General features: G+C 73.5%; 7 protein-coding genes. 4 read left to right on the top strand and 3 right to left on the bottom strand.

Annotation, left to right across the window (positions count from 1 at the left end; all coding sequences use genetic code 11):
- The first annotated feature begins 504 nt into the window (after positions 1–504).
- The 4 genes from ACSMXW_RS15350 to leuS all read left to right on the top strand — a co-directional run bounded on the left by ACSMXW_RS15350 (position 505) and on the right by leuS (position 14,035).
- A complete protein-coding gene (locus ACSMXW_RS15350; protein ID WP_485806954.1) occupies positions 505–9,498 on the top strand; it encodes an amino acid adenylation domain-containing protein in 8,994 nt (2,997 codons plus the stop codon).
- A gap of 1 nt (position 9,499) precedes the next feature.
- Complete coding sequence (locus tag ACSMXW_RS15355) at positions 9,500–10,732, top strand: FAD-dependent monooxygenase (RefSeq protein WP_485806955.1); 1,233 nt, start codon at positions 9,500–9,502, stop codon at positions 10,730–10,732.
- A complete protein-coding gene (locus ACSMXW_RS15360; protein WP_485806957.1) occupies positions 10,729–11,142 on the top strand; it encodes a nuclear transport factor 2 family protein in 414 nt (137 codons plus the stop codon). Before ACSMXW_RS15355 ends, ACSMXW_RS15360 begins: the two co-directional genes overlap by 4 nt.
- 427 nt (positions 11,143–11,569) lie before the next feature.
- Positions 11,570–14,035 carry a leucine--tRNA ligase gene (gene leuS / locus ACSMXW_RS15365; protein WP_485806958.1) on the top strand — a complete coding sequence of 822 codons (2,466 nt, stop codon included), beginning with the start codon at positions 11,570–11,572 and terminating at the stop codon, positions 14,033–14,035.
- 195 nt (positions 14,036–14,230) lie between these two features.
- On the opposite strand, the gene ACSMXW_RS15370 is transcribed toward leuS, so the two are convergent.
- The 3 genes from ACSMXW_RS15370 to ACSMXW_RS15380 form a co-directional block, all read right to left on the bottom strand.
- Complete coding sequence (locus tag ACSMXW_RS15370; RefSeq protein WP_485806960.1) at positions 14,231–15,418, bottom strand: phospholipase D-like domain-containing protein; 1,188 nt, start codon at positions 15,416–15,418, stop codon at positions 14,231–14,233.
- A gap of 303 nt (positions 15,419–15,721) precedes the next feature.
- Positions 15,722–16,969: an alpha/beta hydrolase gene (locus ACSMXW_RS15375; RefSeq protein ID WP_485806962.1), complete on the bottom strand. Its 1,248-nt coding sequence runs from the start codon at positions 16,967–16,969 to the stop codon at positions 15,722–15,724.
- A 266-nt stretch (positions 16,970–17,235) separates the two neighbouring features.
- Positions 17,236–17,661: a hypothetical protein gene (locus ACSMXW_RS15380; RefSeq protein WP_485806963.1), complete on the bottom strand. Its 426-nt coding sequence runs from the start codon at positions 17,659–17,661 to the stop codon at positions 17,236–17,238.
- Between the last annotated feature and the right edge of the window lie 355 nt (positions 17,662–18,016).

The following is an 18,016-nucleotide window of genomic DNA, read 5'->3' on the forward strand; positions in this document are numbered from 1 at the left end:
CTTCGGCGCCTATCGGTCACCCTCCGGCGCTCATGGCCGGACCCTCACCGCCGCGTGCTTGCGAAGCGCTGCTTTGCGCCAATGAATGGCGGAAACCGCTTGATTGTCTCGAACAACCGACTGAATCGCCACTACAGTCACTGCCGATGTTCTGGACATCGTGCCGCTCCTGGGGAGCCGGGAATGTCCCGCCCCGAGAGCTCGTCGTGACCACGACCATGGCGGACGGGCCATGCGCGGTCGCGGCGCGACCGCATCCGCCACTTCGGACGTCGACGTGCACACCGGACACTGCGTGACCCGCCGGCCGCGGCCGGCCACCTGACCGCCTCCGCGGCCGGCATGCCGTCGACGGCACCACGAGCACCACCCGGACCGGCCGCCCGGAACGACCACATCGCACGGAGTCGACCGCGGGGCGGAGGGGAGCCGCGGCGGTGTCGGGGGACACGCCGTACCCGGCACGGCGCCGCACCGCACGGTTCGTTCCCTGGGGGGAGAAGCATGAGCACAGCCAGTCCGCTGCGGCCTGCCCCGAAGAGCACCGGGGCCCCGCCCTCCGGCGGCGGCGCGCCCACCGCCCCGCCGGCCGGTCAGGCGCCCACCGCCCCGCCGGCCCTCGGGTCACCCGCGGTCCCACCGGTCGGCGCCACCGCTCACCAGCCGCTCTCCGCCCACCAGCGGGACATCTGGCTGGCCTGCCTGCGCGCACCCGGGAGCCCGCAGTTCAACGCCGTGGTCTCCGAGCGGTTCAGCGGGGCCGTGGACATCCCGCTGCTGCGGGAGTGCTTCACCCGGGCCCTGGAGCGGCACGACACCTTCCGGCTCCGCTTCGACGACGCACCGAGCCAGTGGCTGGCCGGCGCGCTGCGCGAGGACGGCGCCCCGGTGGTGGAGATCGTGGACTTCTCCGGCCGCCGTCCCGACCCGGCGGCCGCCCGCCGTGCCTGGCACGAGCGGTCCCAGGCCACACCGGTGCCGCTCCTCGGCGACCACCCGCTCTTCGAGGCGGCGCTGCTCAAGGAGAGCGACACGGTCGTGCACCTCTTCCTGAAGGCGCATCACATCCTCGTCGACGGACGGGCCGTGCAGCTGCTGCACGGGGAGGTGGTGGAGGACTACGCCCGCCGTGCGGCCGGCGCGGAGTTACCCGCGCCCGGGCCCTGTGTCCCGGTGCTTGCGGCGGTCCGCAGCAGGGACGGCTACCCGGGCTCCGCCCAGCACGCCGCGGACCGCGCGTTCCACCGCGCGGAACTCGCCGCGATGACCCCCAGCTTCTTCCCGCGCCGCCGCCCCACGGCAGGCGCACCCACGGCAGACGCTCCCACGGCAGGCGCGCCCACGGCAGGCGCACCCCAGGCCGCGCGGGCCGTTCCCGCGTCACGCGGCCCCGAGCCAACCGGCCCTCAGCCAGGCGGCCCCGAGCCGGCCGTCCGCGAGCCGGCCGTCCGTGGGCCGCTCGACCCGGAGTCCGGCGGCCCCGCCGAGTGCGCCGCCCCGGAGCGGTACCGCACCGCCCCCACCGGCTCCGCCCCCGGCGGTCCCGTCCCCGGCGGTCCCGTCCCCGTCCCCGCCGTCCGGCCCCCCTTCGGCCGGTACGGCTTCACCCTCGGGCACGAGCTGATGGCGGGCCTCAAGAAGGCCGGTCTCGCGCCCTTCCCGGCGATCGCCACCGCACTCGGGATCTGGCTGTCGCGGGTGCACCGCAGCGGACAGGCCGTGCTCGGCGTGCCCCTCCTCAACCGCCGCACCCGCGAGGAGCTGGCCGCCGTCGCCTACTACGCCAACACCCTCCCGCTCCGTATCGAGGTGCCCGACGGGCGCCCGGTGGGTGCGCTCGTGGCGGACGTGGGGGAGGCTGCGCGGCGGCTCCAGGCCCACCAGCAGCTGCCGGTCGGCGAGGTGCTGCGGGAGTTACCGGACGCGGCGGGCGGCGAGCGCCGGCTCTTCGACGTGACGCTCTCCTTCATGACGACCAGGCCGCCCACCCCGCTGCCCGGCGTGCGCCACGACGGCCTCCGGTTCTTCGCCCCGCCGCACGACGACGAGGCGCTGGCCGTCATGGTGGTCGGCACCCGCGGCACGGCGGAGCTCAGGGTCGACCTGCACTACGCCCGCGACGTCTTCGACGCCGACCTCCCCATCGCCTCCGTCGCCGGACACCTGACGGCGCTGCTCACCGGGATGCTGGCGGCGCCCGGCACGCCCGCCGGCGAGCTTCCCATGCTCGGCGCGGACGAACGCGCGACGCTGCGGCGGTTCTCGCGGGGCCCCCGGGTGCCGTTCGACGAGACGGCCACCCTCGGCGCCCTCTTCGAGCGGCGCGCGGCCCGCGTCCCCGGGCGGCCCGCCGTCTTCGCCGCGGGCGCCCGCGAGCCGCTCACCTACGCCGGGCTGGACGCGGAGTCCAACCGGATCGCACGGTCGCTGCGGGAGCGCGGCGCCCGGCCCGGTGAACGGGTGGCGGTGCTGATGGAGCGCGGCCCGCGGATGCTCGCCACGATCCTCGGGGTGCTCAAGGCGGGCGCCGCGTACGTGCCCGTGGACCCCGGGCACCCGGCGCGCCGGAACGCGTTCGTGCTGGCCGACAGCGGCGCCCGGGTGGTCGTCACGGACCGGCCCGGCGGCCCCGTGCCCGACCTCTCGGAGAGCGGTGGCCCCGGCGGCGCGGCACCCCGTGCCCGCGCGGTGCGTGACCCACTCGTCCGCCCGGGGCGTGACCCACTCCCCCGCCCGGGGCGTGAGCCCCGCGACCGCCCGGGGCGTGAGCCCCGCGACCGCCCGGGGCGAGGCCCGCTCGTCTGCCCGGTCGAGGAACTGCTGGCCGAATCGTGCGAGCCGCTGGAGCCGCTGGCCACGGCCCGCGACCTGGCCTATGTCATCTACACCTCCGGTTCCACGGGCCGGCCCAAGGGCGTCATGGTCGAGCACCGGTCGGTGGTGAACCGGCTGGCGTGGATGCAGCGGGCGTACCCCGTCGGCCCGGACGACGTGCTGCTGCAGAAGACCCCGATCTCGTTCGACGTGTCCGTCTGGGAGCTGTTCTGGTGGGCGGTCGAGGGCGCCGCCGTGGCGCTGCTGCCGCCCGGCGGCGAGAAGGACCCGCAGGAGATCCTGCGGGCCGTGGGCGCCCAGCGGGTCACCGTGGCGCACTTCGTGCCCTCCATGCTCGGCCCGTTCCTCGACCTGCTGGAGGCCACGCCGGACCCGCGGGCCGCCACCAAGTCGCTGCGCACCGTCTTCACCAGCGGCGAGGCGCTGCCGCCGGGGCGCGTGGAGCAGTTCAACCGCGTCCTCGGCACCGGCGGCCACCGGCCGCCCCGGCTGGTCAACCTCTACGGCCCCACCGAGGCCACCGTCGACGTCTCCGCCCACGAGTGCCCCGACGGGAGGGGCCGCCCGGTCGCCCGGGTGCCCATCGGCCGGCCCATCGACAACATCTCCCTGTACGTCCTGGACCCCCAGGGCCTCCCCCAGCCGCCCGGGGTGCCGGGCGAGCTGTGCGTCGGCGGCGTGGGCCTGGCCCGCGGGTACCTGGGCCGCCCGGAGCTGACCCGGGAGAGGTTCGCGCCCGCCCCGGCGGCCGGCGGCGCGCGGCTGTACCGCACCGGCGACCTGGCGCGCTGGCTGGCGGACGGTCAGCTGGAGTACCTGGGCCGGCTCGACGACCAGGTGAAGATCCGCGGCAACCGGGTCGAGCCGGGCGAGGTCCAGGACGCGCTGGCCCGCATACCCGGCATACGCGACGCCGCGGTGACGGTCCGCACGGACCCGGAGCGCGGCACCCACCTGGTCGCCTACTACGTGCCCGACGGCCACCCCGGCGCCGGCGCCCCGGACCCCGCGGCGCTGCGCGCGCAGCTCGCCCTCGTGCTGCCCGACTTCATGCTCCCCGCCCGCCTCGTGCCGCTCGACGCGATCCCGCTGACGCCCAGCGGCAAGCTCGACCGCCGCCGCCTGCCCGCTCCCGGCCCCGAGACCGGGTGCGAGACCGGCGGGACCCCGCCGGGGAACGCCACCGAGGCGGCGCTCGCCGAGATATGGCGCGAGGTGCTGGGCGTCGAACGGGTCGGCGTGCACGACGACTACTACGCCCTGGGCGGCGACTCCCTGCTGATGCTCCGCATCCGCGCCGCGGCCGAGCAGCGCGGCATCCGCTTCTCGCTGAACGACCTGCTCTGGCATCCCACGGTCGCGGCCCTCGCGGCCCTCGCGACCCTCGCGGACCGCTCGGACGGCTCGGACGGCTCGGACCGCTCGGAGCGCTCGGACCGCTCGGACCCGGCCGCGGAAGCCTCCGCGGCCGGCCGCACGGACACCACCGCGGACGGCTCCGCGGGCACCGCAGCGGGCACCGCGGGCACCGCAGCGGGCGGCCCGGCGTCCCCGTCCGGCCGCGCCGCCGAGTCCGCGGACCCGCCGCCCTTCGCCCTGGTGTCCGGCATGGACCGGGCCCGCCTCGGGGACGCCGTCGACGCCTTCCCGCTCACCCGGATGCAGCTCGGGCTCGTCTACCACAGCCGCCGGGACGACCACTCCGCCGTCTACCACGACGTCTTCCGCTACCGGCTCGCCGTGGCATGGGACGAGGAGGCGTTCCGGAGCGCGTTCGGGCGGCTCACGGCCCGGCACTCCGCGCTGCGGTCCTCGTTCGCGCTGGGCGGCTTCACCGAGCCGCTCCAGATCGTGCACCCGCACGTCACCGGCGGCCTGGAGGTCGCCGACCTGCGCGGCCGCCCACCGGCCGCGGCCGAGGACGAAATCCGCGCGCACGTCGAGCGGCGCCGCTTCCACCGGTACGTCTTCGAGCGCGCCCCGCTGTACCTGCTGCGGGCGCACGTACTGGACGACGACGCCGTGGAGCTGGTGCTCAGCTTCCACCACGCGCTGCTGGACGGCGGCAGCGTCGCGGGACTGCTCGGGGAGCTGTTCCAGGACTACCTGCACCTGACGGGCGCGGGCACCGATCCGGTGCCGGACGGCCCCACGGTGGCACCCGCCCTCCATGTGCGGGCCGAGCGTGCCGCGCTCGCCGACCCGGGTGCGCGTGAGCACTGGCGGCGGGTGCTGGCCGGCGCCCGGGCACTGCGCCTGGACGGCCTCGCCGCCCACGAGCCGCCCCGGGCCGGCGACCTGGTGGTGCGGCACGTGCCCCTGCCCGACGACGTCACCCGCGCCGCCCGCGCGTTCGCCCGCCGGCACGCGGTCCCGCTGAAGTCGGTGCTGCTCGCGGCGCACTGCCTGACGCTGCGGCTGTTCGGCGCGCCCGGCACCTTCACCACGGGTCTGATCGTCCACGGCCGCCCCGGGCGGGCGGGGGCGGACCGGATGGCGGGGCTCTTCCTCAACACGGTTCCGGTGCGGGTGCCGGAGCTGGGAGCACCTGGTCGGCCGGCCGCACCGGTGGACGCGGCGGGGAGCGGCGGGGCCGCGGTACCGGGGGACGCCGGTGTGGGCGGGTCCAGGGCGGACGGGTCCGGTACGGGCGGGTCCGACGCGGGCGGGTCCGGTTCCGCGGGCGGGGACAACGCCGGTGCCGCGGCGGGGGGTGCCTGTGCCGCCGGCGCGCCCGATGCGACCTGGCTCGGTGCCGTCCATGATGTCTTCCGCCAGGAGCGGGAGGCGCACCCGTACCGCCGCTACCCGCTCAGCGCCATCCAGGAGGACCACGGCGGCCCGGCGCTGCACACCGCGTTCAACTACGTCCACTTCCATGTGCTCGCCGACGTCCTGAGCCACCCCGCACTGACCCTGGAGTCCTTCACCACCTTCGAGGAGACCGACTTCCAGCTCCTCGTGAACGCCTATGCGGACCCGGTCACGGGCGCGCTCTCCCTGCGTGTCGACGGCGACGGCCGCACTCTCCCGCCGTCCCAGGTGGATCTGCTCGGGCGCACCTACACGGAGATCCTGCGCCGCATGGTGACGGCCCCCGGGGAACCGGCCGGCTTCGGCTTCCTCACGGCGGACGGCATGGCGGACGGCATGGTGGACAGCCCGGCGGACGGCCCGGCGGACGGCATGGCGGACCGCCCGGCGCGCGTCGCGGAGCCCTCCGCGGCACCCTCCGCACCCCGGGAGCGGCCCGCGGCGGACGGGGGCGTCCCGGCGGGCACCGCCCCCGCGGACCGCGTGGACCCCGCGGACCCAGCGGACCCCGTGGACCCCGTGGACCCCGCCTGCACGGTGGTCGCCCGCTTCGACCGGCAGGCCGCCCGTACCCCGGACGCGCCCGCGCTGCGCACCGGGGACACCGTCTGGACCTACCGCGAGCTGCACCGCGCCGCCGACCGTGCGGCCCGGGAGCTGCGCCGGCAAGGCGTCCGCGAGGGCCACCGGATCGCCCTGCTCACCGACCGCACCCCGGGCACCGTCGCCACCCTGCTCGCGATCGCCAAGGCCGGCGCCACCGCCGTCCCCCTGGACACCGGCTACCCGCGGGCCCGCCTCGCGACGATGCTCGCCCAGGCCGAACCGTTCCGCGTCGTGGTCCCCGCGGAGCACGCGGGCCTCGCGGCCGAACTGGCCGCCACGGCGGCCCGCGACGGCGGTCCCGGGCCGGCCGACGGCCTGCTGCTGCCCGCGGACGCCCTGCTCACCGGAGAGCCGGACGGGACGGGCCGGCCGGAGGGGACCGGCAGGACCCGCGGGCGACAGGACCCGGTGGGCGGCTCCGCGGACCCGCTGCCGGTCATCGACCCGGCGTCCGGCGCCTATGTGCTGTTCACCTCGGGCTCGACCGGCCGCCCCAAGGGCGTCCTGATGCCGCACCGGTCGCTGGCCGCCCTGGTCGGCTGGCAGACGGCTGCGGCGAGCGGCGCGGCGGGCGGCACCACCCTGCAGTTCGCCCCGCTCGGCTTCGACGTCTCGTTCCAGGAGATCTACTCGACGCTCTGCTCCGGAGGCACCCTGCGGCTGGTGACGGAGGAGCAGCGCAGGGACGTGCCGGCGCTGCTCCGGCTGCTGGACGCCGAAGGTGTGGAGCGGATCTTCCTGCCGTATGTGGCGCTCCAGCAGCTCGCCGAGGCCTCCGCGGCGCTGGGGATCGTGCCGCGGCGGCTGCGGGTGATCGTCTCGTCCGGCGAGCAGCTCCGCGTGACCGGCGAGATCAGGGCGCTGCTGGCCGCGCTGCCGCCCGGGGCACTGCTGGAGAACCAGTACGGGCCCACCGAGTCGCACGTGGCCACCCGCCACACCCTGACCGGCGACCCGGCGGCGTTCCCGGCGCTGGTGCCGATCGGCGCCCCGGTGCCGGGCGCCGAGGTGTACGTGCGGGACGCGCGGCTGCGGCCGGTGCCGGTGGGCGTCAGGGGCGAGCTGTACCTCGGCGGCGCGGTCCTCGCGGACGGTTACCTGGGAGACTCCGCGCTGACCGCCGAGCGGTTCGTGCGGATCCCCACGCCGGCGGGCGAGCGGCGCGTGTACCGCACCGGGGATCTGGGGCTCGTCCTGCCGGACGGGTCGCTCGCCTACGCGGGACGTGCCGACACCCAGGTGAAGGTGCGCGGGTACCGCGTGGAGCCGGCGGAGGTCGAGGTCGCCCTCATGGCCGCCGCGCGGCGCCTGACGGGCGTCCGGGTCGCCGACGCCGCGGTGGTCGCCCGCGAGCAGCGCGACGGGCTCACCGGCCTGGCGGCGTTCCTGGTGGCGGACGGGACGGCGCCGGACGGCACCCCCGCCGGCGGCCACCCCGAGGACCCCGAGCCGTCCGGCACCGAACCCGCCGGCGGCGAGCCCCCGGGCACCGAACCGTCCGGTGGCACGAGCCCCGCCCCCGGGGACGTCCCCGCGCTGCTCCGCGCCGAGCTGCGTGCCGTGCTCCCCGAGTTCATGGTCCCCGCGAGCATCGAGTGGCTGCCCGCGCTGCCGCTCACGCCGAGCGGGAAGCGGGACGACGCGGCGCTGCGGGCGATGCCGCCGGCCCGGCCCCGGACGGACGGCGGCGGGGGCGGCGGAGACGGCCGCGAGGACCGCCGCCGGGACGCCGGCCGCGGGGACGGCGGCCGCGGGGACGCCGGCCGCGGGGACGCCGGCCGCGGGGACGCCGGCCGCGGGGACGGCGGCCGCGGGGACGGCGGCCGCGGGGCGCCGCGGGACGCGCTGGAGCGTACGCTCGCGGAACTCCTCGGCGACCTGCTCGGCACCGGCCCCGTCGGCGTCCACGACGGCATCTTCGACCTGGGTGCCACCTCGATCACCGTGATGCGACTGGTCGTGGAGATCGAGCGGCGGTACGGCGTGCCGGTCTCGCTGGCGTCGTTCGTCGCCGCCCCGACGGTCGCCGCGCTGGCCGGCACCCTCCGTGCGGGCGGCGCACGGGCGGCCTTCGACCACCTCGTCCCGATCCGCACGGGGGGCAGCCGCACGCCGACCGGCGACCACGGCCCGGACGGCAGCCGGGCGCCGGACAGCCGCACCCCGGACGGCGGCGTGCCGCCGGACAGCCGCACCCCTTCCAGCGGGCACACCCCCGACGGCCGCACCCCGGGCGGAACCCGCACGCCGCACGCCGGCCGCACGCCGCCCGCCGGCCGCACCCCGGACGACAGCCGCACCCCGGCCGCGGGCCGCACGCCCCCGGGCCGCACCCCGCTCTTCCTGGCGCACCCCATGGGCGGCAACGTGCTCTGCTACGTCCCGCTCGGCCGGCGCCTCCCCGCCGATCAGCCGCTGTACGCCTTCCAGTCGGCCGGCGGCGACGCCGGAACCGAGCCGCTGACCAGCCTGCCGGAGATGGCGGCGGCGTACGTCGCGGCGATGCGCCGGGTGCGGCCGCACGGCCCGTATGTGGTGGGCGGCTGGTCGTTCGGTGGGTTCGTGGCGTTCGAGATGGCCCGGCGGCTGCGGGCGGCCGGGGAGGAGGTCGCGGACGTGATCCTGCTGGACACCGTGGCGCTGGGGCCGACGGCGCGGCGGGCGACCTACACCGACGAGGCGCTGCTGGTCTGGTTCTTCTGGGAGCTGCTGTGGCTGGGCCGGGGCGCCGGCGCGCCACCGGCCGTGCTGCCCGCGGAACTCACCACGCTGGACGAGAAGTTCGCGTACATCGCACGGCTCGCCGCCCGGGCGGGGGTGCTGCCGGAGCACGGCGACGCGGCGCTGGTGCGCCGGCTGTTCCGGATGTACGCGGCGCACTGGCGGGCCACGCTCGACTACCGGCCGCCCGCCGCCGACCTGGACCTCACCCTGCTGCGCGCCCAGGAGCCGCTGCCGGACGTGCTGCGCGCGATGCACGGGGCCGCGGGCACACGGTTCGAGGACCCGGCGAACGGCTGGCGGGCCATGACCACCGGGACCGTCGAGGTCGTCGAGGTGCCCGGCGACCACCTCACGATCGTGGCCGAGCCGCATGTCGCCCGGGTCGCCGCGCTGCTCGCGGACCGCGCACGGGCGGCCGTCCCGCCCGGCGGCACCGGCACCGCGAGCCCGGGGAACGGCACCGGCACCCCACGCCCGGGGAACGGCACCGGCACCCCACACCCGAGGAAAGGACACTGAGATGGCGCCGCAGGCGAACACCAGAGCACTGGTCATCGGAGCCGGCATCGGCGGCCTGGCCGCGGCCGTGGCGCTGCGCCGCGTGGGCGTGGCCGTGACGGTGTACGAGCGCGCTCCCGAGCTGCGTCCGGAGGGCTTCGGCATCACCGTGGTGAGCAACGCGGTCAGCGCGCTGCGGGCCCTGGACATCGACCTGGGCCTGGAGGCGCTCGGCCAGACCGTGCTGCGCACCGAGATCCTCGACGACCGGGGCCGGACGCTGCGCAAGCTGCCGATCGGGAGCACGGGCAGCGAGCTGGGCGCGCCGAGCGTGGCCATGTACCGGGGGGACCTGCACGAGGCGCTGCTCGGCGGCCTGGGCGAGGACAGGGACATCCGCCTGGGCGCCGCCGCCACCGGCTTCGACACCACCCCGGACGGGGTGCGGGTGCGTTTCGCGGACGGTTCGCAGGACACCGGGGACGTGCTGATCGGCGCCGACGGCATCAACTCCGCCGTCCGGCGGCAGATCGCCGGCGACAGCAGGCCCCGGTACGGCGGCTTCCTGTGCTGGCTGGCCGTCACCCCGTTCTCGCACCCGCGGATCACGGCCGGCTTCAACGCCCACTACTGGGGCCTCGGCCGCCGCTTCGGCATCCACGACGTGGGCCACGGCCGCGTCTACTGGTGGGGCACGGTGAACATGCCCGCGGAGCGGGCGAGCGCCTGGAAGGGGGACAAGGAGCAGATCCTGCGCACGTACGCGGGCTGGGCCGACGAGGTGCGGGCGGCGATCCGCACCACGCCCGTGACGGACGTCGTCGCCGTGCCCGCGCAGGACCGGCCGTTCCTGGCGCGCTGGGGCGAGGGCCCGGTGACGCTGCTGGGCGACGCGGCGCACCCGATGCTGCCGAGCCTCGGCCAGGGCGGCAGCACCGCCATCGAGGACGCGGTGGTGCTCGCGCAGTGCCTCAGGGCGCAGTCCGATCCGGTGGCGGCGCTGCGCACCTACGAGAACATGCGGCGGGCCCGGACGAAGGAGATGGTGGACGTCTCCCGGAAGATGGCCGCGTTCGAGCAGTTGGAGAGCCCGGTGCGGCGCGCCGCACGCGACCTGTACATCCGCTTCGGGCCGTCCGCCGCCCTCCTCGCGCCGTTCCGGCGGGCCATGACGCCGCACCTCCTCACGGACGAGCCGGCCCCCGCGGACCGGCGTGATCTTTCCGCACCCGTCACCACAAGGGAGACCCCGTGACCACGCACCCCGACGCGAAGAGCGTCGTCAACCGCTATCTTCAGGCCCTGCGCCAGCGCGACCTCGGCGCGGTGTCCGAGCTGCTCGCTCCCGACGTCGTCTACCGCATCCCCGGGGACCATCCGCTCGCGGGCACCTGGTCGGGTCTGGACGACATCGCGGCCAACTTCTTCGCGCCGATGGGGAAGCTCTTCGATCCGGCGGCGGAGTACGACGTGGACGTCACCCATGTCGTGGCCGAGGGGAACCAGGTGGTCGTGGAGTGCGTGACGAGTACGGCGACGGTGACGGGGATGCCGTACGCGATCGACATCAGTGCGCACTTCACGGTGGAGGACGGGAGGATCACGAGCATGCGGGAGTTCTTCGACACGCAGTACTTCTCGCGCGTCCTGTTCGGCCGGAGCTGACGCCCGGGGCCTACGGCCCCGGGCGGCGCGAAGGCCGGCCGGGGCCCAGGCGGCCCTTCGCCGTCCCGACGGCCGACGCCCTCACTCGGGGGCGCGGCGGAGCGCACGGACGACCATCCGACGGCCTTCGGCGTCAAGGCCGCACAATGGCTCCCGGAATAGCGGGCGACGGCGCCCCGTATTCACCGTGTGAATATCCGGAGGCCGGGAGAAGGACGCCACGGAATCCAGGGCGTAAGATATTCTCCACAACACTTCCGACCTGGAGCTTTGCACCTCTGCTAATGCTGTCGGAAATTCCCTCGGTAATACCGTCGCTAATGCCGCCGCCAAGGGCACCATTAATGGGGACGATCACTTCCCCCGTGTGATAGGATACATCTCTCATCATTACGATCAGGCCGGATTAGTTCACCCTAGGAACCCCATGACCGAGGTCACTCCATCGACACCGTTCGATCCTCGCGCGATCGAAAGGCGTTGGCAGCAGGTCTGGCTCGAAGAGCGGAGCTGGGAGGTCTCGAACTCCCACACCGCCGACAAGCGGGCCTACGTCCTTGAGATGCTCCCCTACACGAGTGGGGAACCCCACGTGGGGCACCTCAAGAACTACTCGGTCGGGGACGCGGTCGCACACTTCCTGCGACGGCAGGGCCATTACGTGCTGCACCCGATGGGCTTCGACGCCTTCGGGCTGCCCGCGGAGAACCACGCCATCCGCACCCACAAGCACCCGCGGATCTCCACGGACGAGTCCATCGCGTCGTTCCGCGAGCAGTTCCGGCAGTGGGGCATCTCCATCGACTGGTCCCGCGAGGTCAGCACCCACCAGCCGGAGTACTACCGCTGGACGCAGTGGATCTTCCTGCAGTTGTTCAAGCACAACCTGGCCTACCGCAAGCGCTCCGCCGTCAACTGGTGCCCGCAGGACGCCACCGTCCTGGCGAACGAGCAGGTCGTCGACGGCCACTGCGAGCGCTGCGGCAGCCTGGTCGAGCTGAAGCAGTTGGAGCAGTGGTTCTTCCGGATCACCGACTACGCCGAGCGGCTGCTGCGCGACCTGGACGGCCTGGACTGGCCCGAGCACGTCAAGACCATGCAGCGGGCCTGGATCGGCCGCTCCGAGGGCGCGGGCGTCACCTTCAAGGTCGCCGACCAGCCGCAGGAGATCCGGGTCTTCACCACCCGCCCGGACACCCTGTTCGGCGTCACGTTCCTGGCCCTGTCCCCGGAGCACCCGGACCTGGACAAGCTGACGGCGGGCACCCCCCAGGAAGCCGCCGTCCGCGAGTACGTGAACGCCGCCCGCCGCGCCGGCAACGCCGAGCGGGGCAACGACGAGCGCCCGAAGACCGGCGTCTTCACCGGCCGGCACGCCATCCACCCGCTGACCGAGCAGAAGATCCCGATCGTCGTCACCGACTACGTGCTGATGGAGTACGGCACCGGTGCCATCATGGGCGTCCCGGCGCACGACGAGCGCGACTTCCAGCTCGCCAAGGCCATCGACCTGCCCATCCAGCCGGTGATCGCGCTGGACGACGGCAGCTCCCCCGAGCTGCCCTTCAGCGGCCGGGGCACGGCCGTGCACTCGGGCGAGTTCGACGGCACCCCCAGCGAGGAGGCCGCCACCCGGATCACCGGGCGTCTCGCCGACCTGGGCCAGGGCGAGTCCGTCGTCAGCTACAAGCTGCGCGACTGGCTGCTGTCCCGCCAGCGGTACTGGGGCTGCCCCATCCCGATCGTCTACTGCGACGACTGCGGCCTGGTGCCGGTGCCCGAGGAGGAGCTGCCGGTCCACCTGCCGGACATCGAGGACTACGCCCCCAAGGGCAAGTCCCCGCTGGCCGCCGCCGAGGACTGGGTGCGCACGACCTGCCCCAAGTGCGGCGGCGAGGGCCGGCGCGAGACCGACACCATGGACACCTTCGTCGACTCGTCCTGGTACTACCTGCGGTACTGCGACCCGAAGAACGAGTCGGCGCCGTGGAGCCAGGAGGCCATGCGCGCCTGGATGCCGGTGGACCAGTACATCGGCGGCGTCGAGCACGCCATCCTCCACCTGCTGTACTCGCGCTTCCTGGTGAAGGCGCTCGCCGACTTCGGCCACCTGCCGGTGCAGGAGCCCTTCGCGAAGCTCTTCACCCAGGGCATGATCACCAAAGACGGCGCGAAGATGTCCAAGTCCAAGGGCAACGTCGTCTCGCCCCGGACGATCATCGAGAAGTACGGCGCCGACACGGCCCGCTGCTATGTGCTGTTCATGGGCCCGCCGGAGCAGGGCGCGGACTGGTCCGACGAGGGCCTGGAGGGCGTGCACCGCTTCTTCCGGCGCGTCTGGCGGTACACGGACCAGATCACCGGCACCGACGCCGAGGTGATCGGCAGGGCCGAGGACCCCGAGCGCGACCTCGCGCTGCGGCGGCGCACGGCCTGGGCGATCACCAAGGTCACCGACGACATGTCCGGGAAGTTCGCCTTCAACACGGCCATCGCCGCGCTGATGACGCTCTCGAACGACTGCAGCAAGGCCCTCCAGGACGGCATCCGCCGCGAGACCGTCACGGAGGCGGTGAGCACGCTGGCGTCCCTGCTGCTGCCGTTCGCGCCGCACCTGGCCAGCGAGGTCTACCACCGGCTGACCGGCAAGCAGGTCTGGAAGGAGCCGTGGCCCGTCGCCGACGAGTCGCTGCTCCAGACCGAGACGGTCGAGCTGATCGTCCAGGTCAACGCGAAGACGCGGGGGCGCGTCAGTGTCCCGGCGAGCGCGTCCGAGGACGACATCAGGGCGACGGTCCGGGAGACGTCCCTGATCCGCCAGGAGGTCGGCGACCGCCCGATCAAGCGGATCATCGTCGTGCCGGGCCGCTTGGTGAACGTCCTCGTCGGCTGAGCCCCGGCCCGCCTCAGGGGCGCGGGGAACTGCGCGAGCGACCACGAGGCGCCGGGCGCCGGCCCACCGGGCCGAGCCCCTCGCGGTCTCGTCTCCCCCACCGGCCGGTGGGGGCCGAGCGCGCAGTTCCCCGCGCCCCTTCGCGGCACCGGGGCACAGCCCACGAGCCCCACGGAGGGGGCCCGTGGGGGTCCGTCAGGACCCTTCGCAGTACGCCATCAACCGGTCGTGGTTGGCCTTGTACGCGTCGAAGATCGCCGCATCGTCCACCTTCAGCAACGCCTCGTCGTTGTCGCGCAACGCGCCGTACGTATAGTTGTGGCTTCCGGTGAAGACGATCTTGCGCCCGGTCTTCCCGTCGTACGTGCCGTTCACCAGCAGGTACTTGGAGTGCACCCCGATGCCGGTGGGCCCGTCGTCGCACTCGACGCGCTGGGCGAGCTTGCCGGAGACGATGCTCTCCACGCTGGGCGGCAGGTGCGGTGTGCCGTTCGGGTCGGTGTGGCCGTCGAAGGCGAGCGTGACGGTGCAGCCGGCGTTCTGGAGGTCGACCAGCTTCTGCGCCACCTGCGTCCGGGTGAAGGCGAACATCGCCACGCGTATCTGGGTGCCCCCGGAACAGCTCACGTTGTCCAGGATCAGCTTGATGGTGTCCGTGCTCGGATCCGTGGTGGGCGTGGTGCCGGACTTCTCGTGGCGCGGGAAGAAGTAGTCCTTGTAGGGGCCGCTGGTGGTGGTCCTGTAGTAGTCCGTGAGGCCGTTCGCGGCGGTGCCGTACTTCACCAGGTCGTCGAAGTACGCCATGTAACTGGCGTAGAGGGGCGCGTCGGACAGCGTCACCGCGTTGTTGAAGAGGTCGGTGCGCTGCGTGCCGGTCATGTTGGCCGAGGTCTGCACGACGACATTGCTCTCGCCGTCCACCTGCGAGAACAGGAAGAACTTGGTGTGGTTGATGCCGTCGCGGTCGGCGATGCAGGCCCGGCCCGAGGGGCACGCCAGCACCCACGAGGGCTTCGACCGGTCGGTGCCGAGGCCCGTGAGGAGCGTGGGGTACTCGGTGCCGTCCAGGCCCACGGTGTAGTGGTCGACGATCACCTTCACGGCGACCCCGCGCTGTGCCGCGGCCACCAGGGCGTCGGCGACCGGGTCGTCCGTGAACCCGTACATCGACACCCGTATCTCCTGGCCGGCCGCGGTGTCGTCGATCAGGCCGAGCACGTAGTCGCGGATGCGGCTCTGGTCGGCCGCGGTACCGGCCGGGTCGTTGAAGACGGCCGGGGATATCGCGTCCGCCGCGGCCTGTGCGTCGGCGGGTAACGCCAGCAGGGTGGCCGGGAGGAGTGCCGTGGCGAGTCCCAGGCGCCAGACGGTGGATCTCTGCACCGGTGTGCTCCCTTCGGAATCCGGGCTCCCCGGGCCGGCGGCAGTGGGAGGCCCCGGCACGCGTGGCCCCGCCCGGCCGCCCGCGGGCCCGGGAGCCCGCGCGGAATGGCAAGGGAGTCTCCCAGGCCGCAGGGGTCGCGGGAATAGCGCGGCGGTGGGTGAGAGACGGCACTCCGGTTCGCGGGAGCCGGGCCGCGGCACGGCCGGGGAGGGGGACCGCGGGCCCCGGCAGCCCCGGGCACGGGGAACGGCGTCGGGCCGTCGCCGCGCGGCCTTCACGCACGTGCCCGGGGTGGCGCGGGGCTATGACACTGTGCCGCTGACCAGGTAGTCGACCTCTTTGGCAAGCGTCTGCGGGGAGTTGAGGAACGCGGTGTGGCCTGTGGCGTCGTCCCAGGTGAGCAGGTGCGATCCGGTGATCTGCGACGCCATGCCCTGGCCCCAGGTGAGTGGGGTGGAGGGGTCATGGGCGCCCGAGACGACGAGGAGTGGCGGGGTGCCGGTCACGTGGTAGGGCCCCCACGGGTTGCGGGGCGGAATCGGCCAGCCGAGGCAGCCGGCCGCGACGTCCCAGGCCTCCATGAAAGCGTGGATGTCCGGCCCCTTGGCGCGTGCTTCCGCCAGGAGTGACTCGAACTGATCGAAGCTGAGATCACCGGTGGGCATGTCCTGACAGGTTGTGGCCCGGTAAGCAGGGCTCTGCGCCGTGACGGCGGCGAAGGCCGCCGCGTCCGTGGAGGCGTCCGCGATCTGCTGCGCCAGCTTGGGCCACGAGCTCTGCCGGATCAGTAGCTGGTAGGTGCCGTTTCCGATCTGCTCCGCGGTGGCACCGCCCGGGAAACCCTCGGCCGGCAACGGGGCCCGGTCGATCAGGGAGTTGTACTCCGCCTTGACGTCGTGGCCGTACAGCGCGCAACTGGGGGCCGACTGGCACCAGTCGACAAATCTTCCGAACACGTCCTCGGCCGCGGCAGCATCCTCGGTGACCAGCCGTTCCGTCCCCATGGAGTGGTCGAGGGGTCCGTCCAGCACGGCGGCACGCACCCTGTTGGGGAACTGCTGAGCGTAGGAGGCAGCGTATTGAGTGCCGTAGGAGAGGAATTCCAGACTCACCTGCCTCTCACCGAGTGCGCTGCGCACCTGGTCGAAGTCTTTGGCGATGGTGGGCGTGTCCATGTGGTAGATGAGCGGGCCGGTGGCACTGATGCATCCCGCGGCCAGTGTGCGGTTGTGGTCGATAAGCTGGTTGAACTCCTCGGACGTCTTCGGATAGCGGCCGCCGTTCATATCCGACGTCGGCTCCTGGCACTGGACCAGGGGCCTGCTGTCACCGACCCCGCGCGTGTCGACCCCGATGATGTCGAATCTCTCGCGCAGTTCGGCCGGGAACACCTGAGTCCCCAGTTCCTGGATCCACGAACCCGCGGCGTTGCCCGGGCCGCCCGGGCTGAAGAACAGCACGCCGATCCGTTTGGCGGGTTCGGTTGCCTTCAACCGGCTCACCGCCAGGCTGATCTTCTCACCGTCGGGGTGTGCATAGTCGAGGGGCACCGACACGGACGTGCAGTCGGCGCCCAGGTCTCCGCACGCGTGCCAGTCGAGGGGCGAGACCGACGCACCGGCGTCAGCGGGAACGGTACGGGACGAGGCAAGGGTAGGAGCAGAAACAGCAACGGCGGCACCAGCGGCATTCGCCGGCGGGACCACCAGAGCTGCCGCCGCTACAGTGGCCAGTCCCCACATTCTCTTTCGCATATTGTCTCCGATACGTCCTTGGAATTTAAGACCGTGGCGTCCATCGAATATTCGCCTGTGGTTCAGCGGGAGTTCCCCGACGAGGAAAGTGTGTTCCTGGGAGTCGCGGGCCGGTGTGCGCGGCCGAGGATTCCCACCACGCTGAAGGCTGCGGCGATCACCCAGGCTATCGGGCCTTCGAGACCCGGCCACAGCGGCGCGTAGCCGGGCACGATGACGTAGATGACGAAGGCGATGTCCAGCAGTGAGACGAGGGCAAGGTTGAGCCAGAACCCGGTTTTGGAGTTGCGCCAGTTCATGGCAGTGCCGATGATGATCACCGCGATCGCACCGAAGAGGATGTTCCAGGCATCCTGATAGACGCGGGCCTGGACCATGCCCGCGTCGAGCGAGCCCCCGAGCGTGAACAGGTCGTGCGCCGCGTTGAGGTGCACAAGGCCCCAGATGACGTAGAAAACCGCTCCGGCCTTTGCCGCAATCCGATTCATCTCTCCCAGTCCTTACAGTGTCGTTCCCATCGTGCCGAGTTGAACAATGAAAAGACTAGGAAGCGCAGCAGCGTAGACACATCAGTCATTTGACTCGGCTACCGGTTTCGGGGCATAGGTAAGCTCGCGTGTTTGTCGCGGGGCCGGCAGGGCATGTGGAGTCATCCCGCGCCTGTGCCCTCGCCCTGTCCTCGCAGGAACCCTCATCCGCCCGGGTGAAGCTGCGAGCCGGCGTGGGGCGACGGCGATGTGCAGTGGCACCACGCGTGGTCGGGGTCGATGGCGACGGGACTCCGAGGCGGCGGGCGGTGCTCTGTTGCCTCGCCCAGCCGAGCCGGACCGTGTGGCCCCACGC

The organism is Streptomyces sp. DSM 116793 (genome assembly GCF_057320905.1).

Bases quoted from the DNA above. Each gene is read 5' to 3' on its own strand.
- ACSMXW_RS15350 (WP_485806954.1), top strand. From the start codon at position 505: ATGAGCACAGCCAGTCCGCTGCGGCCTGCCCCGAAGAGCACCGGGGCC.
- ACSMXW_RS15355 (WP_485806955.1), top strand. From the start codon at position 9,500: ATGGCGCCGCAGGCGAACACCAGAGCACTGGTCATCGGAGCCGGCATC.
- leuS (WP_485806958.1), top strand. From the start codon at position 11,570: ATGACCGAGGTCACTCCATCGACACCGTTCGATCCTCGCGCGATCGAA.
- ACSMXW_RS15380 (WP_485806963.1), bottom strand. From the start codon at position 17,661: ATGAATCGGATTGCGGCAAAGGCCGGAGCGGTTTTCTACGTCATCTGG.